The organism is Chitiniphilus purpureus (assembly GCF_025642115.1).
Lineage (GTDB): Bacteria > Pseudomonadota > Gammaproteobacteria > Burkholderiales > Chitinibacteraceae > Chitiniphilus > Chitiniphilus purpureus.
This window is the reverse complement of the sequence record NZ_CP106753.1, coordinates 1,189,757-1,212,713: the sequence shown is the minus strand read 5'-3', so window position 1 is coordinate 1,212,713 and position 22,957 is coordinate 1,189,757. Positions and strand designations below refer to the sequence as shown.

Here is a 22,957-nt window from a genome sequence, read left to right as displayed (position 1 = left end):
GCACGATGAGCCAGAACCCATTGCTGGAAGTCGAGCTATACGCCTTCGCCAGCAACAGCGCGCAGTTCTATCTGACGCCGCACGAATTCGATATTGATCTGGATGGCAACCTCTACAAGAGCCTGGCCTTGGAACGCAACGAACTGGCGCTGGGTGCTGAAGCTGCGAAGGCTGGCTTGGATCTGAAACTGCCGCCGAACTGTGATTTGGTGCGCCACCTGCTCGCCAACTCGCTGACCGGCGACACCACCTCGATCACCCTGCGCATCGGACGGCGTGATACCTGGGGCGACTACTGGTGGATCTCCGGCACGCGCTGGATGGGACGGGTGCTGGGCGTCGAGGTCGCCGACGATGTGGCTCGCGTTCGCTGCGAATCCGCGCAAGTCAGTCTCAAGCGTATCGGGTTGCGGCGGCTCTACAGCCGCAAGTGTTCCCACGTGCTGTATTCGGCTGCCTGTGGTGCCTCACCGATTTCTGCCAGCGCCTTTGTGAGCAACACCAATGGCCGCAACGTCGATCTCGACGGTGGCACGCCCGGCAGCGTCATTGGTGGCTTGGCCGGTGGCTGGCTGCAAACCTCGGAAGGTGCCCGCCACATGATCGTCAATGACTACGGTGGCGGCGTCGAGTTGCTCTATCCGGTCGCCATAGACGTCGGCACAGAGGTACTTCTGACGGTCGGCTGCGATCACAGCACGGCCACGTGCGAGTCGCGCTTCGGCAACCTCGACAACTACGGCGGCTTTCCCGCCATCCCGAGCAAAAACCCGTTCTCGACGGGCGTGTTCTGAATCCCTGGAGAAATCGCCATGTGGTACCTCGTCGTCATCGTGGTGGCGGCGCTGGTTTCGGTCGCGCTCGCACCGAAACCGCCCGAACCCAAACCGGCATCCTTATCTGACGTCGATGCCCCCACCGCAGAAGAAGGCCGACCGATTCCCGTCGTGTTCGGCACCGTGCTGCTGCGTGGCTCCAACGTCGTCTGGTACGGCGATCTGGAAGCCGACCCCATCAAGAAGAAAGGTGGCAAGAAATGACCACTCAGACCGTCATCACCATCGATCACGTACGCGCCGTGGGCCTGTGCGTGAACGGCACGCGCACATGGTTCGCGCGTCACGATCTGGATTTCCGCGCCTTCCTGCGTGAAGGCTGTGACGCCGACACCTTGCTGGCCACCGGCGATGCAATGGCCCAACGTGTGGTCGAGCATGCCCGTAATCAATCCAGCCAGCGGGAGCAAGGCTGATGGGTGGCAGCAGCAAATCGCAAACCGTTGGCTACCGCTACCGGATGGGACTGCATCTGGTCTTGTGCCAGGGGCCCGTTGATGCCGTGCAGGAAATCCAGATGGGCGACCGTACCGCGTGGGGGGATGCCGACCGCGCGCCGCTGTCCAACGGGCATGGGCTGACCAGCCTCTCGATCAACAAGCCCACGCTGTTTGGCGGCGACGAGCGCGAAGGCGGCGTGGTCGGCACCATCGATGTGCTTTCTGGTCATGCCGGACAAGGACGCAACGACTACCTGATGAGTCGCCTCGGCAGTTCCATTCCGGCATTTCGGGGCGTGCTGTCCTTGGTGGCACGCAAGATCCTGTTCGCGGCCAACAACCCCTACATCAAACCGTGGGCGGTGCGCGTTCGGCGCTTCACAGCGGGTTGGTTCGATGCGCCGTGGATGGAATGGAATGCCGAAGTCCGCACCTGGGATGAGGACGAAGGCCAGGAAATCAGCGTCGGCATGAACCCGGCGCACATCCTGGTGCAGTGCCTCACCGATCCGCACTGGGGCATGGGCTATCCGCAGAGCACCATCGGCTGGAGTTTCTGGAACGCAGCGTGGGCCCTGTCGAGCGAGGGCTTCGGCCTCAATCTGATCTGGACGCGCCAGCAGCCCATCGAGAGCTTCATCGGCCAGGTCATCGACCACATTGGAGGCATCCTCTACACCGACCCGGAGCAAGGCACGTTTGAGCTCAAGCTGCTGCGCGACGACTATTGGATCGACAGCCTACCGCAGTTGGGGCCTGACGAAATTGTGCGGCTGGAACGATTCGAACGTGCCCAGTGGGGCGAACTGCCCAATGAACTGACCGTGGTCTACACCGACTGGCAGACCGGCGGTGATGCTGCCGTCACGGTCGAGAATCTGGCCGCCATCCAGTTGCAGGGCGGCGTGATCAATCAACGCCGCGACTACCCGGGCGTTAACTACGGGCCACTGGCCGCGCGGCTGGCCTTGCGTGACCTGCGCGCCTTGGGTTCGCCGTTGGCACGGATGAGTCTGACGGTGGCACGCGACACGCTGGAGCGTGCGCCGCTGCCGGGTGATGTATTTCTGCTGAACTGGCCGCGCTTGGGTGTTGATCAGATGGTGGTGCGCGTCACCGGCATCGACACCGGCACCTTGGGAACGGCCGAGTGGCGCATCGAAGCCATGGAAGATGTGTTCGGGATGAGCAACACCGTGCTGTCGCCCCCGCCACCGCACGTCGAGGAGCCGACCATCGAACCGTTGCCGCCCGCCTTGGTGCTGGCCGTCGAGGTGCCGTATTGGGAACTGGCCCGGCGTTTGTCGCGTGCAGATCTAGCCTACCTGACCGATACGGACACCTATCTCGGTGCGCTGGCCGCCGCCGGTGGCACCGGGCAATTGAATTGGCAACTGGCTACCGGCGCGTCGGGCGGAGACCTCACTGCCGTGGTGGGCGAAGACTACGCACCACTGTTGACGCTCGATGCAGCCTTGCCTGCCAGCGAGGTCGATGCCATCGGTGTGCCGGTGACGGCCATCAGCCAGCCGGAGCGACTGGCCGAGGGCGACTACGCGTATCTGATGGCCGCCAGTGGGGCAATTGCAGAGGCCGTTGCCGTCCTGGCCTTCGATGCTGCCAACGCGACCATCGATCTCGCACGCGGCGTGCTCGACACCACACCCCAAGCACATGCCTCGGGGACTCGGTTGATCGGTGTCGGCGAATGGCTGGCATCCGAAGGTGCGGAGCGGGCCCCGGGCGAATCGGTGTTCGTGGGCGCGATTCCTCGCACTTCGACCGATCAGGGCGATCCTGTGTTGGCCGCCAATGGGCAGCCGATGGTGCTGGCTGGTCGGCAGGCTTTGCCGTATCCACCCGGTCGTATCCGCCTCAATGGCCAGACAGAGCCTGCCATTGTGGCCGGTGATCTCAACGTCGCGTGGGCACATCGCGACCGCACTCAGCAGACAGCCTACATCGTGCAGCAAGACGAGGGCGATATCGGGCCAGAACTGGGCGTGACCTACACGGTGCACATCCGCAATCGCAACAACGTGCTGGTTCGTAACGAGACGGGGCTGCTCGGCACCGCCTACATCTGGACGGCAGCAGTTGCCGCGCTGGATGCCGGTGCGCTGGGCGACCGCATCACGGTGGAGATCAGTGCCGAGCGCGATGGTTTGAGTAGCTGGCAGCCGCAGGTGCGGGTCATGGATCGCGCGGGCTACGGCCTGCGCTGGGGACAGTATTGGGGAGGTGTGTGATGGAGCCGCGCATCGATGTTCATCTGCTCACCCTGAACGAGCTTGTCGAATGGCGTGATGCCTGCATCGCCAGCCTCGAGGACGCACCGATCCAGTTGCACGTTTTGCCCGGCATTCCGGGGCGTATCGGCGAGGCACGCGCGGCAGGCTATGCACAAGGCACGCTGCCGCTGGTGTCCTTTGTCGATCCCGACGATTTGTACGAAGCCAGTGCCTTCACACAACTGGCCGATGCGCTGGATGCCTGCCCGCAGGCCGTGATGGCCTACACCGACGAAGCACTGACCGACGAAAAGGGCCAGGACATCGCCGTGCGGCGTCTGGCCTACAGCCGTTGGCAACACGCCAACAGCGCCAGCCACGTGCACGGCCTGATCGTGATGCGTCGAACCGTCGTCGAAGCCGTGCTCAAGGAAACTACCGACCTCAACAACTTCGCCGACTGGCTGCTGACCCTGCTTGTAGCCAAGCGCGGCGGCGTGCTGTACCTGCCCATCGTCGGGCGGCATTGGCGACAACATCCGCAGCAAAGCCACCGAACCGGTGATCCGGAAGCAGTCCGGCGCATTCGCCAAGCATCGAACCTCTGGAGATAGACCATGTCATCGACCGACCCGAACCTTGGACTCAACTACGGCTGGACGCTCGGCGAGAGCGGCTGGGACACTGGCATGGATGTCAACCTCAAGCGCCTCGGCGCTGTGGTCGGCCTGTCCGTGAAAGACCGCGACTTGACCACGCCACCTACCAGCCCCACCAACGGCGACCGCTACATCGTGCCTGCGGCTGCCACGGGCGTGTGGGCCGGAAAAACCAACCAGATCGCGGTGCGCATTGCCGATGCCTGGGAGTACCACTCGCCCAAGATCGGCTGGCTTTGCTACATCGAGGACGAGGCCAAGCTCTCGGCCTACAAGTCCACCGGCTGGAGCGCTGGCATCGCCATCTGACTTCCCATCTTCGTACCCACCAGAAACCCGCCCACGAGGCGGGTTTCGCATTTCTGGAGACCGCAATGACCGAACCCGAACAACAACAGCCTGCGCTCGTCGAGAACATGCTCCTCTTGCGCCGCGAGGACTTCGACGAACTGCTGGACCGCGCCGCTGAACGCGGAGCCGAGCGTGTCCTGACCCACCTTGGCCTGGAAAACGGCCACGCCGCCCGTGACATCCGCGAACTGCGCGACCTGCTGGAAGCCTGGCGCGATGCCCGTCGCACGGCGTGGCAGACCACCGTCAAGGTCATCACCACCGGCATCCTGGCCGCGCTGTTGGTCGGTGCCGCTATCAAACTCAAACTGATGGGAGGGCCGCAATGATCGAGACTCTGCTTGGCGGCCTCCTCGGTGGGGCCTTCCGTCTCGCCCCTGAAATCCTCAAGTGGCTCGACCGCAAGGGCGAGCGTGGCCACGAACTGGCGATGCAGGACAAAGCGCTGGAGTTCGAGAAGATTCGCGGTGCACAACGGATGTCGGAAATCGGCGCGGGTGCCGATGCCGCGTGGAATGTCGGGGCCATCGAAACCCTGCGCGAAGCCGTTCGCACGCAGGGCGAGAAAACCGGCGTGCGCTGGGCAGATGCCTTGTCGATTAGCGTGCGTCCCGTCATCACCTACTGGTTCATGGCCTTGTACTGCGCCGCCAAGACAGCGGCATTCGCAGCAGCCGTGACTGCAGGCGCTGGCTGGGGCACGGCCATCCTCCACGCATGGACAGAGGCCGATCAGGCGCTGTGGGCCGGAGTGCTGAACTTCTGGTTCCTCGGGCGGGTGTTTGACCGGGTGCGGCCGTGATTGAGGTGCCCAAAGCGGCTATCGAACTGGCCAAGCGCTTTGAGGGATTCGAGCGCAAGGTGAAACGCGGAATCGAGATCACTGCCGTTCCCTATATCTGCCCAGCAGGGTTCTGGACGATTGGGTACGGTCATCTCTGCGATCCCAAGCACCCGCCGATCACGGAGGCAGAGGCTGAGGTCTATCTGGCGCGCGATCTGCAGACTGCACTGGCGGCGACGCTGCGCTTCTGCCCAGTGCTGGCCACTGAGCCAGAGGGGCGGCTCGCTGCCATCGTCGACTTCACGTTTAACCTTGGCGCGGGGCGGCTGCAGACATCAACGCTGCGACGGCGGATCAATCAGCGGGACTGGCCTGCCGCCGCGAGTGAACTGCGCCGATGGGTCTATGGCGGCGGGAAAGTGCTGCCCGGTCTGGTGACTCGGCGAGAGGCAGAAGTGTCTCTATTGCTGTGAAGCAGACAGCAACGTTGGTTCGGAAAACCGCAACAGCTGCTCTCGGATTTCCGCTGGCGTTGTTGTCAGATCCACTGTGGCAAACCGCACAGGGTGTCCTTGGATCACCGCCGTCTCATCGACCATCTGGCCGATTGCTGGATGCAACAACAATCCGCTGGCAAAATCCGCAAGCGCATCGCCGCGCCCTACCTGCGAGCGCAGGTATGCGTAGATCTGGTAGACGTAGCCGCTACGCAGCGTTTCTTCGCGATACCAGCCGTTCGTCACGATGGACGTGAACTTGGTGTCGATCACGATCCGACGCCCCGTGATCGGATGATCGAGTACCACGTCGGTTCGCATCGTGGGCAAGATGATGTCGATCCCGGTGGTCTTCTGCGAGATTTGCCAACCCAGCGTTCCACCGCATTTCACCTGCCATCCCTGCGGACTCAGCACTACATCATAAAAGCCACCTATCGCACGCTCGAACAGGCGGCGAACCCAAGTTGCCTCACGATCCGGCAGCGTAAGCACATTTGCGCCAGATGCCTCGGTTGGGAGAGTCAGTTCAAATGCTAGTTTTGCAGCGGCCACCATGAGACGGTCGTCCGCATCGTGCCGCCCGAAGCGATCTGTGCTCATTTGAGCGCGAGTTGGCGGTTCACCTGAGACTCCCTGCGCCTTCATGCTACCGGCCAGAGCGCGGCAGCGGTGGGCAACATCCTGCCGTTGCACGATTCTGGAAATGGCTTCCAGTGCTGCTCGCACAAAGCGGTTTCGAGGGGTGTCGATGGTCAGCTCGTCGAAGCGACACGCCACCATGCCGCGATCCAAAAGCTGACGGCGTTCAGTAGCCAGTACATCTATGCGGCCTCGTACCCGGTTCAGCGCTGCCTCACGCGAGCGGTAACCCAAGCTCAGACGACGGCGCTGCCGAACTTCTACCGCGTGGGCCAGAATCTCGGCAATCAGGTCAGGCAAATCGTCTGGGCTATCTTCCAGACCAACCATCCCAATGCCACGTGTGCGGAACAGATCTGACGCATACAGCATCAGCAGCCAAAGGTTACGTACCGGGATGCGCCCGACAAAACAAGGCGTATCTGTCAGCTCTTCTTCCCTTGTCTGCTGGGCTGCCTTCATTACCATCCCTGCATCAGCTGCGTGGTCGCCTTCTGTGCTTCGCCAGGCGTATCAAACCAATATTCTTCCAGCAGCGGACCGATCTCCGTCTCAACCACCTGCCGGAACCATTTTTTGGTATCTCCGGATTCCAAACGATGTACCGGTGTCACGTAGCTGTGGCCGATCCGGAACTGCTTGCCAAGCCGAGCATCTGAAGCGATGCGCTCATTCAGGTCGGCAATCCGCTGTTCGATTTCGATTACGAGCGCTGCATCAACGCCGCACGACTTGACCACCCACTCTCGCCAAACCGAGCCCAGTCTCGGCTCCAGCCCGACGAATGCAAATCGACGGCGCAGCGCCAAATCCACCAGCGCCAGCGAACGGTCGGCAATGTTCATCGTGCCGATGACATAAAGGTTCTCGGGGATATGAACCGGCCGTCGCACGCCATCGGCATCCGGGTAGCACAACTCAAGCGCCTCGCTGGGCGTACGTTTTCCAGCCTCCAACAACGTCAGCAACTCGCCGAAGATCTGGGCTGGATTGCCACGGTTGATCTCCTCAATCACGACGACGAACTTGGATGACGGCTCCTTGCGAGCAGCCTTGATGGCTTCCATGAACACCCCATCCGCAAGGGACAATTTGCCCTCACCAGTCGGACGCCAGCCACGCACAAAATCTTCGTAGGACAGATTCGGGTGGAATTGCACCGCCCGAATTTTGCTGTCGTCCTTCTGTCCGATCAATGCAAACGCCAGCCGCTTGGCCAGCCAAGTCTTGCCGGTACCCGGAGGACCCTGCAGGATCATGTTTTTCTTGGTGCGCAGACGGTCGAGCAGTAGATCAATTTCGGTACGATCAAGGAAGCAGCCATCCTTGAGGATGTCATCGACGAAGTACGGAATGATGGGTGCCGCCACCTGAAACGCCTCGCGCACTTCGCCGACGGAGGCTTGCTCGGCAGCTACGTCGGCACCGGCTTCATCAAGGGGCGGCGGTTCGTCGGCAGGGTCTTTATACATCCATGACGCCAGCGACAAATCCGGGAAGCTATGTACCGGATAACTATCTTCACCGAAGCGCGCACGCAAATCGTCCAGCAGCTTCAAATAGCTGCGAGCATCGCAAGGCCCCTGCTGGCCGCTGGTGGCAACATTAAGACCAAGTCGCTTGTTGATGTAGTGACGCGACTGGCTGTCAAGAGTCAAGAAATCCCAAGGGTGCGTCCAGTAGAGGCCGGTTGAAAGATTCCATGCCACGCCCCATACCTGAGTCGCGGCATCGTAGGCCCGGATGAATGTGTCGCGGCCCTCGGGTTGATCGCTTTCCACCAACTTGCTGGCGGCGGCAAACACATCCCACAGGGCATCAATGTCGCCTGCGCCACGCTTCTCTGCATAGGCAAAAAACCACGAGCGCTGATTGTTCAGAACGGGAATGCCCTCGAATGAAGGTGGCACCGGAACCGTCACACCCAGCAGTTTGGCCAACTCGCCCGCGATGGTCTTACGATTGGCATCGGTCATCGAACGGTTGAAGGTGCCCATCACGGTGAATGGACAAATATCCTGCAGTGGTCCGCTGGTGCCGTCAGGAAACTTGTCCTGCAAATAGCTCAGGCCCTGAACCCGCGTAGCGATTTGATGGATGCCTGCGATGAGTGCGGATCTGTCTTGGGCGTGATCGAGAAGTTTTTCGGCGACGGCTTCGTAAAAGTCCGTCCACTGGAACCGCTGTTTTTCAGGTGCCACCGTACCGAAGCGCTCGCGCCAGAAAGGTTCATTTCGGAAGCGATCCAAATCTTGCGGCTTGCCTTCAAACGCGAAGGCGATCAGGGCATCGTTCATCCAGTCACCCGGTTGCACGCGCCAGATCGTTCCCCGGTGAGTATAGAAATACCATTCTCGTACAGGCTCGGCTTTGGCCCAGTCAACTTTCACCCGCTTGCCGTCGTTTGGGTTCTCGGTGATCGTGCCAACCGCCTTGATCCCCATTACTGAAACCGTACGCCCTCGGTTATCAAAGGGCAGACCATGCTTGCGTGTGTAGGCCGCCTTGATGGCAATTCGCTCGCCCGGCTGCATGGCTCGCACCATGTCGAGAAGCTTGTCGTCGTAGCCGTTCTCCCAAATACCTTCCTTCAGGAAACGCGGCATCTGGTCATCGGTGCCTCCATAGCTTGCGCCGACGAACCAGGTGGTGCCGGAGGATGGGTTGTTCTTCTTCTCGTCCATGCGTGCTCTCTTAGTAATACTGCCGGATATAGCTGTAGGCCTTCTCGAACAGCTCTTCATCCGCATGCAGCTTGTATTTGAAGAGGGCCTTGCGCAGTGCCTTCTTGACCTCACGCTCACCGGCCTGAGTCCCTTGCCAGCCCGGGAAGCGGACCAGTCGCACGATCTCGTCGATGTCCGTGACCACGCGTTCGACCATGATGGGCGTCTCAGAAGTCTTGACCTCGTTGAACAACTCGGTCAGCGCAGCCTTGCCGCGATCCTCGTCCTCTTCGGGCGGGAGCTCCTTCTCGGCCTGCAGCGTTTCCTTGGCGATCTCCAGCAACTGCTTCAGAAACTCGACGCTGTTGATCTGACCGGACTCGAAGCGGTCCTTCAGCGCATCGAGCCGTTCCGACAACTTCTTGAACTTGGGGTGACCGCCATGCCCGCGCAGTCGGCGCTTGAGCTTGATCTCGATCTCCTTGGCCTTCTTCGGGTCTGGGTTCGACAGCACCGCTTCCAGCAGATCAGCGTCCAGCACCAAGGTGTCGAGGTCATCCCGCACCGCGTCGACATGCACGTTCTGGTGAATCAGCTCAATGGTCTTAGCGCCCAGCGAATGCCAGATCAGCTTGCCGTGGCCACTGGACGGCTGCACCGACTGGTACACCTGCGACAACCACTTGTAGTCCTTCTCGAACGGGCCCAGAACGGTGTCCGGTGAAAGCGCCTCCCAGATCTTGTTGAGCACGCTGTACTCGGCGGCGAAGTTGTCTCGCACCTCATTGTTGGGCAGGCACTGTTGTGCAGCGATCAGGCCCTCATAACCTTGCAGAGTGCGATCACAGCCAGTGAAGAAGGCCAGACATTTCTGCATGGCTTCGGGCAGCTTGTCCTTCAGCTCCTGGATGTTGCTGACCACCTGCTTGACGCTCTGGTCGTCGAACTCCAGCGCTGCCGCCACGTCATCGAAGATGCCGAGATAGTCCACGATCAAGCCGTGGGTCTTCTGCTCGGAGTAAGTGCGGTTCACTCGGCAGATGGCCTGCAGCAGCGTGTGGTCACGCAGCGGCTTGTCCAGGTACATGGCCTGCAAGATCGGCGCGTCGAAGCCGGTCAGCAGCTTGGCCGTGACGATGATCAGCTTCAGCGGGTCGGCCGGGTCGCGGAAGCGATCCAGCAGTCGCTCTTCTTCGTCGCGGCTTCGGTCGTAAGGCACGTACTCTGGATGTTCCTTCTTGTCCGCCGCCTGCACCGACATGACGATGTCCGTGGCCTCGGGCGGCAGCAACTTGTCCAACTCGGCCTTGAATAGCAGGCAGGATTCCCGGTCGAAGGTGACGATCTGCCCCTTAAAGCCGTTGGGTTCCACCTTGGTCTGATAGTGCTCGACGATGTCCTCGCAGATCTTGCGGATACGCTCGGGCGTCTTCACCAGCACGGCCATCTTGGCTGCGGTCTTGGCGAGGTTGTCCTTGTCCAGATCCGACAGGCCGCCGGTCAGATCTTTGTACGCGGCGTCCAGCGCCGCCTTGTCGATGTGCAGGTCAATCAGCCGGGGCTCGAAGTGCAGCTTCAGCGTGGCGCCGTCACGGATCGACTCCTCGAAGCCGTACCTGCTCATGTAGCCCTTCTCGTCTTCGTCGGCGCCGAAGGCGTAGAAGGTGTTTCGGTCGGCACGGTTGATCGGCGTGCCGGTCAGGCCGAACAGAAATGCATTGGGCAGGGCCTCACGCATTTTGCGACCGAGGTCGCCTTCCTGGGTGCGGTGGGCCTCATCTACTAACGCGATGATGTTGCTGCGGTCGTTCAGACTGCCCGTGGCCTCGCCGAACTTAAAGATCGTGGTGATGATGATCTTGCGCACGTCTTGCGCCAGCAGCTGCTGCAGCTTCTCGCGGCTGTCCGCCTTTTCCAGATTGGGAATGTCCGCTCCGGTGAACGTACCCGTGATCTGGCTGTCGAGATCGATCCGGTCCACAACGATCAGCACGGTGGGATTCTTCAATCCTGAGTGCATGCGCAGCTTCTGCGCGGCAAACACCATCAGCAGTGACTTGCCCGAACCCTGGAAGTGCCAGATCAGTCCTTTCCTGGGGTAACCCGCCAGCACGCGCTCGACGAGCTTATTGGCCGCTTCAAACTGCTGGTAGCGGCAAATGATCTTGATGCGCTGCTTCTTCTTGTTGGTGGCGAATAGGGTGAAGCTGCCGAGGATGTCCAGCACCACATGCGGGCGCAACATGCTCTCAGCGGACAGCTTGAGCGACTTCAGCGGGTGGTGCTGACCATCCTCCCCATTGCCATCCAGATGCCACGGTCCCCAGTCCTTGACGGGAAGGCCGATGGAACCATAGTGGTAGGCCTTGCCCTCGGTGGCCACAGAGAACACGTTGCAAACGAACAGCTCCGGCACGAACTTCTCATAGTCGTCGTGCACCTGTACCGCGCCATCGACCCAGCTGATGCACTTCTTTACCGGCGTCTTGGCCTCGATCAGTACCAGCGGCAAACCATTCACCAACAGCACCAGATCAGCCCGGCGTTCGGTAGGGCCAGCACGGTAGGTGTACTGTTGGGTGACGATGTACTGGTTCTGCGCGAGGTCATCCAGGTCGATCAGCCGCACCGGCACATGCTCGTTGTTGGGGCCGAAGGGCATCGAGCGCTCGCCACGCATCCAGGCGGTCATTTCCTCGTTGGCGCGGATCAGACCATCCGAGCGCACCGACAGCACGATGGCGCGCAGCTTGTAGAGCACTTCATCGGCGCGGTCGGGCTGAGCAGCAATCTCCGGGTTCAGGCGGATCAGCGCTTCACGCACCCAGGGTTCAACCAGCACCTCCTGAATCTGGCGCGGCACCTCAGCCGGGGCGGCGTAGCGCCAGCCGATGCCCTTGGGGCCGTAGCTGACTTGCGGTTCCTGGGCGGTGTTGGCCGGGACAGTTTTGATCGGACCGGCAAGCAAATCGCGGACGTAGGCTTCGACGGTATTTGATTCGTTGAAAGAACTCACCTTGCGTCCCCCGTGATCTCTGCGAACAACTGCTTTTTCATCGCCTCTGAAGAAGTACGGCGTTCCATCGCTGCCTTTCCCGCAAACTTTGCTTTCGCTATCTCATCCAGCAACTGTTGTTGCACATCCAGTGGCGGCAGCGGCAGACGGACTCGGAGTAAATTGCTGGCGTTCACGTTTGCCTGGCTCACGGCTTTAGTCGCATAGGCGAGTACCTGTCGGCGCCCAAAATCGGAGTTCAGGTACAGCGTGAGGAACTTTGGCTCTAATTTTTCCGTGTCTGTCTTGATTCGCACCAGGTACGAAGCGAATACGTGATCGCCATTGAGTTCGTAAACACCTGTTCGGCCCACCAACTCATAGCTGTTGGTACGGTTAAAAAGCACATCGCCGTGGATGAGCCGGTATGCATCGAAGTCTTTATCGTTGAGGTCCACATACTTGATGTCGTTCTCGACGCAAAGACCATCTTCAATATTCATCATTCGAAGCATCGGATATTGACCGTCCGATCCAGCGTTGATTGAAAGTCCGTACTGTGTTCCCTGAACAACTGAGCCAAGTTCGACAACAGGCCATTCTCTATTCAGTACGTCGGAAAGCAATGAGCGAACAAGCTGGTCGGCTATATCTCCCACTCTTCGATGCGCTTCACCGGTTCGTTCAAGTGCTTGGAAGGCGTCAACAAGTCTCGACTGTTCGTCTACAGGAGCAAGGGGAAAATCAAAGTCCGCCAAACTCGTCCAGTTGGTGCGGGGGCTCAACGAGCCAGCTGATGTGCCCACCGCGTGATCAAAAAAGGCATCGGTCTGGCAAATGAAGGGCAGCAGCTCCGGCAGCAAAACCTGTGCGTCCTTGGTCTCCAACACATAGATGTCACCGGAGCACACCCCAGAGAAATCCGCCACAGCCACCTTGCGCTGGTAAGCGCGTCGCTTGCCGAACAGCACCTGTCCAGGTTGAAACACGCTGGTAAAGGTCACGCCGTCAGCGACGCTGCCCCAACTGCGGATGCGCAAATCACCTGGCTCGAGATGTTCCAGACCGACGTAGCGTTCAATGCCATCGGCCAACGGATCTTGGCTGCGGGCTTTCGAGAGGCGCACCACGTCGCCGAATTTCACCCGACGCCAGCCGGGCTTCAGGGTTTTATTGTTCTTGTCAGACACGCTCGATGTCCTCCGTAATCAGTCCATCCAGCGTTTCCACCAGCGCGTCCATCTGTTGCCAGAACGCGCGGCCATCCGTTTGCCATTGGTCCCATGCAGAGAACAGCGATACCGCGTCACCGTTGCTGTCGGTGGCGATGGCGGCGGCAATGCGCTTCACGTACAGCGGGATCGAGAGGTTGCCCGCATTGGCGCTGATTTCGGCCAGGGTGGCGACCTTGGCGAAACCGGGCACATCGGCAAACGTCTTGTAAGCGGTAAGGATGCGCTGCTGGTGCTCAGGCTTGAGAAAGCTTTGCGCCCGTTCCCGGGTGACCTCGTTCACCGCGTCGATGAAGATCACCTTGCCCTTGCGACCGGCGACCTTCTTGCGGTTGCAGATGACGATGCACGACTCCATCGGGGAGTTGTAGAACAGGTTGGGCCCCAAGCCGATGACGGCTTCAACCCAGTCCTGCTCGACCATCTTGGCGCGCATGGTCTGTTCTTCATTACGGAACAGCACGCCGTGGGGCCAGAGCACGGCACTACGCCCCTTGGCGGTGAGGCTGGTTAGGATGTGCTGCTGGAAGGCGTAATCGGCGCGGCCCTGCGGCGGAGTGCCCAGCGAGTTGCGGCCCCACTTGTCACTGCTCCAGGCCTCGCGATTCCACTGCTTGATGGAGTACGGCGGGTTTGCCAGGATCACATCGAACTGGCGCAAACGGTCGCCCTCGATGTGCTTTGGTTCGGCCAGGGTGTCACCCCGAATGATTTCGAAGTCTTCCACGCCATGCAGGAACAGGTTCATGCGAGCGATAGACGAGGTAATGAGGTTGCGCTCCTGCCCGTAGAGCTTGAGCGTGCGGTATTCACCGCCGGAGCGCTTCACTTCGTCCAGTGCCGAGATCAGCATGCCGCCGGTTCCGCACGTGGGGTCGTAAATCGACTCGCCCGCCTGAGGTGCAAGAAGTTGCGTCATCAAGTGCACGACGGTGCGGTTGGTGTAGAACTCGGCCGCCGTGTGGCCGGAGTCGTCCGCGAACTTCTTGATCAGGTACTCGTAGGCGTTGCCCAATTCGTCTTCGGGCACGTTCGCCACCGACAGCGTCCGGGTCGAAAAGTGCTCGATCAGGTTCTTCAGCGTTTCATCGGGCAGACGCTCGCGGTTGGTCCAGGGGGCATCGCCGAAGATGCCATCGAGCAGATCTGGGTTGGCCGTCTCGATGGCGCGCATGGCTTTTTGAATGGCTGCGCCCACGTTCTTCGGCGTTTGACGCACATCGTTCCAGTGTGCGCCAGCGGGAATCTGGAAACGATGGTTTTCAGCGAACTGTGCATAGGAGAGGTCGCCGTTAGAGTTGGCCAGGGCCGCTTGGTATTCCTCTTCCCACACATCCGACACCCGCTTGTAAAACAGCAACGGGAAGATGAACTGCTTGTAGTCGCCCGCGTCGATCAGGCCGCGCAGCAGCACGGCGGCGCCCCACAGGTAGCCTTCGAGTTCTTGTTGGCTGATGCGGCTCATTTCAACCATCCTCCTTCGGTCATGACCTGCGCGAGTCGTTCCTCTGCCTCGCGGCAGTTGGTCAGTGCATCCTTGAAGGCTGCAATGGCGACGGGCAACGGAGGAATGTCTTCCTGCAGCGGTGGCAATACGTAGCGCGAAATGTTCAGCGTCCAGTCCTCGGCCTTGATTTCGTCGAGACTGACCACGCAGACCGCGTCCTGCACATCGGCAAAGCCGCGATACCAGCCGAGGATCTCGGCGGCGTGCTCGGGCTCCAGATAGTTTTGCGCGCGCCCCCGGCGGAACAGGCGTGACGCATCGGCGATCAGCACCTTCTTCTTGTGTTTGGCCGGCTTGCGCTTGCGCAAGACCAGGATGCACGCGGCCAGGCCGGTGCCGTAGAACAGGTTGGGCGCCAACCCGATCACGGCCTCAACCAGATCCATCTCCAGCAGTTTCTGGCGGATGCTGCCTTCCACACCTTTGCGGAACAGTGCGCCCTGGGGCAACACCACTGCCATCCGGCCGCTGACGTCGGCCATCGACTTGACCATGTGCTGCACCCACGCGAAGTCACCGCTGGATGAGGGTGGTAGGCCAGCAAAGTTGCGGCCGAAGGGATCGTTCAGCCACAGGTCCTCGCCCCACTTTTCCAGCGAGAAAGGGGGGTTGGCGATCACGCAGTCGAAGGTGGCCAGCCGATCGACCTCGAAGAAGGCCGGGTTACGCAAGGTGTCGCCACGCACCACCTGAAAGTCTTCAATGCCGTGAAGGAACAGGTTCATCCGCGCGATGGATGAGGTGGTGAGGTTCTTCTCTTGTCCGTACAGCTTGCCCCACAGCCGCTTCACGTCGCCATGCTGTTCCTTCACGTGTTGCACGGCGGCCAGCAACATGCCGCCGGTACCGCAGGCCGGGTCGTAGATGGTCTCGGCTTCTTTGGGATCGAGCATGTCGATCATCAGCCGCACGACGCTGCGCGGGGTGTAGAACTCGCCGGCCTTCTTGTTGGTGGCGTCGGCAAACTTCTTGATCAGGTATTCGTAGGCGTCGCCAAGCAGATCCGAGTTGACGTTCTTGTTGCCAAACGGCAGCTTGGAGAAGTGCTCGATCAGGTCCTTGAGCAAGGCATCAGACAGCCGATCCTTGTTCGACCACTGGGCATCGCCGAACACGCCGTAAAGGGTGTCGGGGTTGGCCTTCTCAATCTCGCGCATCGCGCGCTGAAGGGCCGTCCCGACATTGCTGGCCTTGGTGCGAACGTCGTTCCAGTGACAGTCTTCCGGGATCTGGAAGCGGTGCGACTCGGGAAACCAGGCCAGCTGCTCATCGCCAGTCTCATCGACGATCTCCTGGTATTCCTCGTCCCAGACATCGCAGATTCGCTTGAAGAACAGCAGCGGGAAGATGTAGGTCTTAAAGTCAGCCGCATCCACCGGGCCGCGCAGGATGTTGGCTGACTCCCAGAGGTGACCTTCGAGCTGGCTGAGTGTGATGTGTTGATCGCTCAAACGCTTGGCCCTTCTATATCAATGCCGTCGCAATGCGACTTGTGTCTTTGATTGGTATTCATTGGTTACTCGAACAGCCGCTTCTGCTTGACGATGTAGCCTGCAGGCTTCTTCTGTTTCTCCAAGACGCCTTCGTCGACCAGACGCTGCAGCCATGCCTTTGCCTGCGCGCTTGAGACGTCCAGCGCCGTAGCCACTTCGGCCTCCTTCATCGGAGTGGACAAAAGCGTCTGGATCGAGGCCCGAACAGCCGAAAAGAGCAACTCGGCTGGAGTCATTTCGGATTGCGGCTGCTCCGTGGTGTCGCCTGTTGGCGTTACCGCGTTTGAGGCGGCTGGCGGCTCTTCGGAATCTACGACGGGCGGTTGCGTATCCGAATCAGCATCGCTAGGTATGAATGGTTCGTTCTCAACCTTGGGCCCCGCCTCGGTGTCGCGTACATTGGGTGCCATTGGCGTGGTGCTGCCGACTGCCGTTCCGTCAAACAGCGAAAAGCCGACCTGTGGAGAGGTCGTTGCCAACGGTGTAGGCACGTTGAATACTTCTTCGAAAGCGTCGACGTCTCGCGGATTTGGCCAAGGCAACGCACCTTTGTTTCTCAGGGCATCTAGTCCGGCGGACGATTCGCCTGTTGATCGAACAAAGACAGGAACGAACTTGAGTTTGTCGAGTTGCTCCACCGCGCCAGCCCAAGTCCCTCCCTTACTCACATCAGAACTCACCACGAGTGAGGCATCGGCCAATGCGTAAATCAGCTTGTTCCGCTGCATCGCATTGCCGACGTTGAAGCCAGCGCTCGGGTCGTAAGGGGAGATCAGAACCAACTGGCCATCAAGCAGCAGGTTGCGGTGCTCGCGGTTCATGGTAGTCTTTTCCAGACTGTCTGCTAGAACTCCGCAGACCTTCCCACCTGCTTCAAGCGCGCCACGCATGGCTGCCTGATCGATGCCCTTGGCGCCGCCGGAAACCAGTGTGCTACCAGCCCGAGCAGCCAATCGGCCGATGGTCATGGTGTAGTCAATCAACGCATCGTCTACGTGGCGCGATCCGACGACTGCAAGTCCCCCGGTTTCTAACAACGCCATGTCGCCACAGCCATAGAGCACGGCTGGGGCATCTTCACGAAGACGAGCCTTCAGGCGACGCGGATACTCGGCATCGGCACGGCTGACCACCCATATGGCACGTGCTTGCCAGCGTTCAATCACTTGGCTCAGCAAGAATCCGCGGCCCAGCAACCGCTGCAGGCGGCCTTCCTCAATCACCGGCTGGCATGCACGTAGGATCTCGGCCGCATCGGGTGAAACCAGATCAGCGGGCTGATGCTGAATCTCGCGTAAATGACGCGCAAGGCGCTTGTATTCTCCGGGAGAGAGCAGATCGGGCGATGCACTTCCACGTCCGGCAATAAGTGGCGCTGTCAGCAGCAGAATTGCTTGTGTGTTGGGCGAGAGGGCTGGCGTCATTCGTCGTGCCCCGTCTGTGAGAGGGCCATTGGCCACACAGCACCACTGCCGTTCTTGCGGAGGAGCCACGCAGACACTGTCAGCGTCCACCGCGAGTCGACCATGTCGTCAATCAGGAGAACCGGACCGCGCAGGATAGGCTGGCCGTTAAGTGCGAGCGAGCCATCAATATTGCGCGCCTGTTGGGTACTGTTTGCCATCGTTTTCTGTTCGGGTCTTGCATCCGTTTTTGCGATGACCATATGAAACGGTAAATCCAGCGCAGCAGCCAAGCGCTGAGCGAAGTCCGGTACCAAGTCGGGATGACGAAGCGAAGGAACACAAGTCACCCAAGTTGGGGCTGGTTGCGGATTCCATTCAGCGATCATCTTCACGCACGCAGTTATAAGTTCGTCAGAAAAGCGGCCATCGTGGTATTTGCCCTGTCGAACCAAACTGCCCCAGCCGGCATCACCCCAAACGCAGAGTGCTTTGCCGGGTTGTGCCTGATACGGGATAGTGGACGCGGTGTGAATTCCGTACTGCGGCATCCCTCCCGCAGGCCATTTCTTGCGAGGTTCGATAGGCAGGCTTGTGCGACACAGAAATTCCTCGGCTTCCCGAATCAGCAAGTCATCTACTTCTTCTGACAGCGCAGGCAAAGAAGGTGGGCTCACAGTGCTGGAATCGCCATCAAGCGCATTAATCAGAAAGCCCATGTGCTGCCCGAAAGGCCGAGCGACGTACTCCTGCATTTGCTGGAGTTCAGCACGTCTCAATTTGGTGAGCCGGTCTGCTCTTGCCCAAAAACCTTCTACAAGCTCGGCGGCAGTGAGCTGCCATTTTGTGTTTTGCTTGGCAATCGGTGCTGGCGACTCGAGGGAGAGTGCTGTAATTGTCTTCTCGATGCGCCCTTTGCTCATGTTTACGCAGGTCATGAGTTCAGGTATTGAGAGTCCTTCCGGTGCTTCATTTAGTGCTCCCAGGACATCGTCAACCTCTTGGCGCGTTGGGAAGGCACTACGGATAAACCAATCCGTAATCCCTTCTTCTTCATCGCCGCTCAGGAGCACGCCATATGCAGATCTCAGAGCTCTGCCTGCTCGCCCAACTTGCTGGTAATAGGCGACAACTGAGCCAGGCATCTGAAAATGGATAACGAACGCGAGGTCCGGCTTGTCGTAGCCCATACCCAGTGCGGTGGTCGCTACAAGGGCCTTAACCTGATTTTCTTGCAGCGCCTGCTCCAACTCCTCACGCCGATCACCTGTCTTGCCTGTGTATGCTTCTACAGCAAAGCCCTTGGCCTTGAGCCAATCTGCCAGTTGATTGGCATCGCGAATAGTCAGGGTGTAAATGATGCCGTGACCTGGGAGTGAGTTGAGCTGCTGTGCGATCCATGCCATTCGGACAGCTTGACTTGGCAAGCGCATAGTTTGCAGCGTCAAGGAATCTCGATTCAAGTCACCGCGCAGTACCTTCATATTCGGGCCCAGCACAGCCACAAGATCTTCCATAACCCGGTTGTTTGCAGTTGCCGTTGTTGCCAGCAGGCGCAGATTGGCCGGCAGTGTTCTGGCGATACGCTCAAGCAATCGGTAGTGAGGACGGAAGTCGTGACCCCAATCTGAGATGCAATGGGCCTCATCGATAACCATCAGCGAGATCTGCCCTGCGATTCCCGCCAGCACCTCAGTGTTAAACCAGTCATTCCCCAGTTTCTCTGGCGCTATCAACAGAATGTCAACTTCATTCCGGTGGAGCTTGGCTTCAACCGCTTTCCACTCATCCTGGTTATCCGAGTTGATCGTGGCGGCGCGAACTCCCATTCGCTCGGCCGCAGCGATCTGGTTCCGCATCAGCGCCAGCAATGGTGAGATCAGCAGCGCGGGGCCCGCTCCAGTCTCCCGCAGCAATTTGGTCGCGATGAAGTAGACAAAGCTCTTGCCCCATCCGGTCTTCTGCACGACCAGCAAGCGGCCTTTGCCTTCGACAATGTGGCGAATGGCATCTTCTTGGCCATCACGGAAGGTTGCGTCTGCACGTCCGGAACCGATTCGAAGAAGTTCCAGCGCGCGTCTTGGATCGTAGGCCACGTTATTGTTCTCCCTTGCTTTGGTCGGGCGAGCGATAGCCCGGAGCCAGGACAGCATTTTTGACGCCGTACAGCGCCAGGTGATCTCTTAACCAGAGTCTGAATTCGTGCCCGCGCAGACTGTGATCTGGTGAGCAGTCAACGCTCCACTTGCGCAGGATGTATCCAGCAGTGGCTGCGCGCAGCTTCATCCGCAGCACGCCGTCGTGTATGCCGTAATCCATCTCGGTGATCTCCGGCCGGGGTTGATCCGGGTGCGGCACCAACTCCAACTCGACGATCCGGGTCCATTGAATGTCTTGATCGCTCATCTCTTGGGGTGCCACTGGCTGCCCTTTGAGTACCGCAGCGCGCCTGATCCGGGTGATGACGAAATCCCGGAACTCCTGTGACTTCCGGTCGAAGGCGCGGACGTGCCAACGCAGGCCGTTGTCGATCAGAGCAAACGGCACGATCTCCCGCTCCGTGCGGCCACTGGAGATGGAGTGGTACTCGATGCCGAGCGGACACTCCTGGTGAATCGCCCGGGTCACGCTCGCCAGCACATCCAGATCCGGATACGTGAGCCGTGACGGGCTCTCGCTGGCCACCCACGCCTTGAGCCGCATCGGTTCGCCATCGCCAAAGCCCTGGGTCAGCCACGACAGTACCCGCTCCGGGGGAAAGTCGAATACGGGCCGGAAGTCCAGCCCCAGGACATAGGACTTGCCCTTGGAGTCATAGTCGATGTTGCCCGGGGCCAACTCCTTGTACAGCGCCAGATCCCTGGATGCGGCGGCGGACTGGGTGCCAAACCGCGTTACTAAGTCCTGGCGGCGTATCTCCCCGATGAAGCGCACGCGCAACTCCACGAACGCAAGCCGGTCGCGCTGTGGCTGGGTTAGATCTGCAAGCTGTTCGTTTGACATCCTGGCTGGCTCGTTCGGGTTAGCGAATGCTTGTTCGGGTTATTGCGGAAAGTATATGGTCCGCCCTAAAATCTGTCCATGACTCTATTTTGATTTGAATATGCATCGTATTGTGATAACCACAAGCGGCGCAGCGATAAAAGGATTGGTACGGGCGCCATGCAAAATTTCGCAGAGCTTCACCTCAAGCCAGAGACGCTGGCACGTTACGGGTTGCCGGATATCTCGTATCCCATCCCGGCAGCCGATCTAAAGTCAGCCGTGCTCGACAATGGGGGCCTGCCGCTGGCGGTGATGCTGCATGGCCTACAACAGCGCAGCCGGGATGGGGAGGCCGAATGGCAGCAGGCCGAACCCGGAATGGATCGACTTGCCGAGCTGTTGGCGCCCGCCGATGCCCGCGACGTCATTTCAGCGGCCGGTGACCACTGGTGGCTCGAGGTCGGGCACGTGGATCTCGGCGGCAAACTCGTCACCATCCAACGTGGCGATGCTCTGATCGCTGCTATCACCGCCCGGGACGATGGACGTTTGCGGGTGGCCGTGTTTCGCCCGTTGGACGCCAAGAGCGCGGAATACCTGATCGGGCTGGGGCAAGTGCCTCACCCTGAGCACGGTGTCTGCATGCGCGAGAACAACTGGGAGTACGCGCTCGACTGCTCTGCCGGCAACGGCAACCACTACGCCGCCGAGCGGGGCGAGGCCTACCTGTCCTACTGGGAGAAAGGTCTGGGCATCAGTTGGGACGGCTCCGATGTGCCCGAGTGGCGCAAGCAGCTGGACCTTGTCGCCCGACCCGCCGCCCGCGTAGTCGCAGAGTTGGGCGTCTACTACACATTGTCCGGCCATGAGGACGAGGAGCCTGTTGCCGATGCGGGTGCGGCGGAAGAATTCGAGACACCGGCACCTCCGGCCTGGCGCAGCAAGCGCCAGCAAAAACGCACTGTCCAGGGGCGGTTTCTGGGCTGCCTACTCGGTGGCGCAGTCGGAGATGCGCTGGGCGCACCGGTTGAGTTCATGAAGCGCGTCGAGATTCTCCGTCGCTTCGGCCCGAAGGGAATCACCCAGTACGCACCGGCTTATGGCGGCATGGGAACGATCACCGACGACACGCAGATGACCTTGTTCACCGCCGAGGGGTTGATCCGAGGCTGGGTGCGCGGCTGCTTCAAAGGCATCACGACCTATTCCGGGGTCACGGCGCACGCCTATTTGCGCTGGCTGCAAACCCAGGGCGAACGCCCGACATGCGACATCGACTTCGGCACCGATGAGCCTGGCTGGCTGTTTCAGCAGCGTCAGCTGCACAGTCGTCGCGCACCGGGCAACACCTGCCTATCGGCCCTGAGGGCAATGAACTCGCTCGGGGAGCCGGCCCGCAACGACAGCAAGGGCTGCGGCGGCGTCATGCGCGTTGCACCGGTCGGGTTGTTCGCATGGCGCTTGCGTCAGTACGAATCTCCCCAAGACGCCTTCCGGCTCGGTACCGAATTGGCTGCGCTGACCCATGGGCACCCGACCGGAGCCCTGACCGGTGGTGTGCTGGCGGTGCTGATCCTGGCGCTGACCGATGGCGCGTCGCTACGCGAGGCATTGGCCACCGCAAAACTCCTCCTGCGAGCCGAGCCCGGTCACGAAGAGACGCTGCGGGCAATCGAGATGGCTGAGGAGTTGGCCGATTCCGGTTTGCCACATGAAGAAGCCATAGACCGGCAGGGTCAGGGCTGGATCGCCGAGGAGGCTCTGGCTATTTCCATCTATTGCGCGCTGGTCGCCCGCAATTTCAAACACGGCGTGATCTTGGCCGTGAACCACGATGGCGATTCCGACTCGACCGGAGCGATCGTCGGCAACCTGCTGGGCGCGATGCACGGCGTGAAGGCGATCCCTGCCGAGTGGCTGGAGCCGCTGGAACTGCGCGACGTCATCACCGAATTGGCGGAAGACCTTTACGCATTCAAGGATTGGGCAATTGGCGAGTACAGCGACAACGAAGAGTTGAATCAGCGGATCTGGCAGAAGTACCCAGGGTTTTGATCGATAGTAAGCAAAAATCGTCGAAGCCTTGTTTCTGGGACAAGACGGTTCATTTGCTTCAGCAAGCGAGCACTGTTTAGGTCTATTGCTCCGCCACGAAGACTGGGTCGCCAAAAACTGAAAAAGGTGCCGCTGTTCGCCCAGGCGCAGCCCCCGATGCGCGTGGGCAGGCCAGCGGCAA

19 protein-coding genes are annotated in these 22,957 nt (G+C 60.1%); 10 read left to right on the top strand and 9 right to left on the bottom strand.

The annotated features are described in order from the left end of the window. Positions 1 to 5 precede the first annotated feature (5 nt). From N8I74_RS05215 to N8I74_RS05175, 9 genes are all read left to right on the top strand, one after another. The gene (locus N8I74_RS05215; RefSeq protein ID WP_263125884.1) at positions 6 to 794 is read left to right on the top strand and encodes a DUF2163 domain-containing protein; all 789 of its coding nucleotides are present in this window, start codon (positions 6 to 8) and stop codon (positions 792 to 794) included. An 18-nt stretch (positions 795 to 812) separates the two neighbouring features. After that, positions 813 to 1,040 (top strand): hypothetical protein, encoded by a 228-nt coding sequence (locus tag N8I74_RS05210; protein WP_009521704.1) that lies wholly within the window; start codon positions 813 to 815, stop codon positions 1,038 to 1,040. Further along, entirely contained in the window at positions 1,037 to 1,252 is a 216-nt protein-coding gene (locus tag N8I74_RS05205) for a hypothetical protein (RefSeq protein ID WP_263125883.1), read from the top strand. The genes N8I74_RS05210 and N8I74_RS05205 overlap by 4 nt, the downstream gene beginning before the upstream one ends. Before the next feature lie 101 nt (positions 1,253 to 1,353). Next, complete coding sequence (locus N8I74_RS05200) at positions 1,354 to 3,525, top strand: phage tail protein (protein WP_263125882.1); 2,172 nt, start codon at positions 1,354 to 1,356, stop codon at positions 3,523 to 3,525. Beyond that, positions 3,525 to 4,121, top strand: a complete 597-nt coding sequence (locus N8I74_RS05195) for a glycosyltransferase family protein (protein WP_263125881.1) — start codon at positions 3,525 to 3,527, stop codon at positions 4,119 to 4,121. The genes N8I74_RS05200 and N8I74_RS05195 overlap by 1 nt, the downstream gene beginning before the upstream one ends. 3 nt (positions 4,122 to 4,124) lie before the next feature. Next, positions 4,125 to 4,475, top strand: a complete 351-nt coding sequence (locus N8I74_RS05190; RefSeq protein WP_263125880.1) for a DUF2793 domain-containing protein — start codon at positions 4,125 to 4,127, stop codon at positions 4,473 to 4,475. Positions 4,476 to 4,540: 65 nt separating this feature from the next. After that, positions 4,541 to 4,846, top strand: a complete 306-nt coding sequence (locus N8I74_RS05185) for a DUF6127 family protein (RefSeq protein WP_020200523.1) — start codon at positions 4,541 to 4,543, stop codon at positions 4,844 to 4,846. Next, a complete protein-coding gene (locus N8I74_RS05180; protein WP_263125879.1) occupies positions 4,843 to 5,319 on the top strand; it encodes a hypothetical protein in 477 nt (158 codons plus the stop codon). The genes N8I74_RS05185 and N8I74_RS05180 overlap by 4 nt, the downstream gene beginning before the upstream one ends. Next, a complete protein-coding gene (locus N8I74_RS05175) occupies positions 5,316 to 5,774 on the top strand; it encodes a lysozyme (protein ID WP_263125878.1) in 459 nt (152 codons plus the stop codon). Before N8I74_RS05180 ends, N8I74_RS05175 begins: the two co-directional genes overlap by 4 nt. On the opposite strand, the gene mcrC is transcribed toward N8I74_RS05175, so the two are convergent. The 9 genes from mcrC to N8I74_RS05130 form a co-directional block, all read right to left on the bottom strand. Beyond that, positions 5,763 to 6,902, bottom strand: a complete 1,140-nt coding sequence (gene mcrC / locus N8I74_RS05170; protein WP_263125877.1) for a 5-methylcytosine-specific restriction endonuclease system specificity protein McrC — start codon at positions 6,900 to 6,902, stop codon at positions 5,763 to 5,765. The genes N8I74_RS05175 and mcrC overlap by 12 nt on opposite strands. Then, the gene (locus N8I74_RS05165; protein WP_263125876.1) at positions 6,902 to 9,124 is read right to left on the bottom strand and encodes an AAA family ATPase; all 2,223 of its coding nucleotides are present in this window, start codon (positions 9,122 to 9,124) and stop codon (positions 6,902 to 6,904) included. The genes mcrC and N8I74_RS05165 overlap by 1 nt, the downstream gene beginning before the upstream one ends. A 10-nt stretch (positions 9,125 to 9,134) precedes the next feature. Then, positions 9,135 to 12,122, bottom strand: coding sequence for a type I restriction endonuclease subunit R (locus tag N8I74_RS05160; RefSeq protein ID WP_263125875.1), 2,988 nt, complete (start codon positions 12,120 to 12,122; stop codon positions 9,135 to 9,137). Then, positions 12,119 to 13,291 carry a restriction endonuclease subunit S gene (locus tag N8I74_RS05155; RefSeq protein ID WP_263125874.1) on the bottom strand — a complete coding sequence of 391 codons (1,173 nt, stop codon included), beginning with the start codon at positions 13,289 to 13,291 and terminating at the stop codon, positions 12,119 to 12,121. The genes N8I74_RS05160 and N8I74_RS05155 overlap by 4 nt, the downstream gene beginning before the upstream one ends. Continuing rightward, positions 13,284 to 14,798, bottom strand: a complete 1,515-nt coding sequence (locus N8I74_RS05150) for a type I restriction-modification system subunit M (RefSeq protein WP_263125873.1) — start codon at positions 14,796 to 14,798, stop codon at positions 13,284 to 13,286. The genes N8I74_RS05155 and N8I74_RS05150 overlap by 8 nt, the downstream gene beginning before the upstream one ends. Next, positions 14,795 to 16,291 carry a type I restriction-modification system subunit M gene (locus N8I74_RS05145; protein WP_263125871.1) on the bottom strand — a complete coding sequence of 499 codons (1,497 nt, stop codon included), beginning with the start codon at positions 16,289 to 16,291 and terminating at the stop codon, positions 14,795 to 14,797. Before N8I74_RS05145 ends, N8I74_RS05150 begins: the two co-directional genes overlap by 4 nt. A 65-nt stretch (positions 16,292 to 16,356) precedes the next feature. Next, positions 16,357 to 17,757, bottom strand: coding sequence for a DNA-processing protein DprA (locus N8I74_RS05140; RefSeq protein ID WP_263125870.1), 1,401 nt, complete (start codon positions 17,755 to 17,757; stop codon positions 16,357 to 16,359). Continuing rightward, entirely contained in the window at positions 17,754 to 19,889 is a 2,136-nt protein-coding gene (locus N8I74_RS05135; RefSeq protein WP_263125869.1) for a RecQ family ATP-dependent DNA helicase, read from the bottom strand. The genes N8I74_RS05140 and N8I74_RS05135 overlap by 4 nt, the downstream gene beginning before the upstream one ends. Then, positions 19,834 to 20,739: a helix-turn-helix transcriptional regulator gene (locus N8I74_RS05130; protein WP_263125868.1), complete on the bottom strand. Its 906-nt coding sequence runs from the start codon at positions 20,737 to 20,739 to the stop codon at positions 19,834 to 19,836. The genes N8I74_RS05135 and N8I74_RS05130 overlap by 56 nt, the downstream gene beginning before the upstream one ends. Before the next feature lie 159 nt (positions 20,740 to 20,898). Here N8I74_RS05130 and N8I74_RS05125 point away from each other — a divergent pair, with 159 nt between their 5' ends. After that, complete coding sequence (locus N8I74_RS05125) at positions 20,899 to 22,776, top strand: ADP-ribosylglycohydrolase family protein (protein WP_263125867.1); 1,878 nt, start codon at positions 20,899 to 20,901, stop codon at positions 22,774 to 22,776. Positions 22,777 to 22,957: the final 181 nt, after the last annotated feature.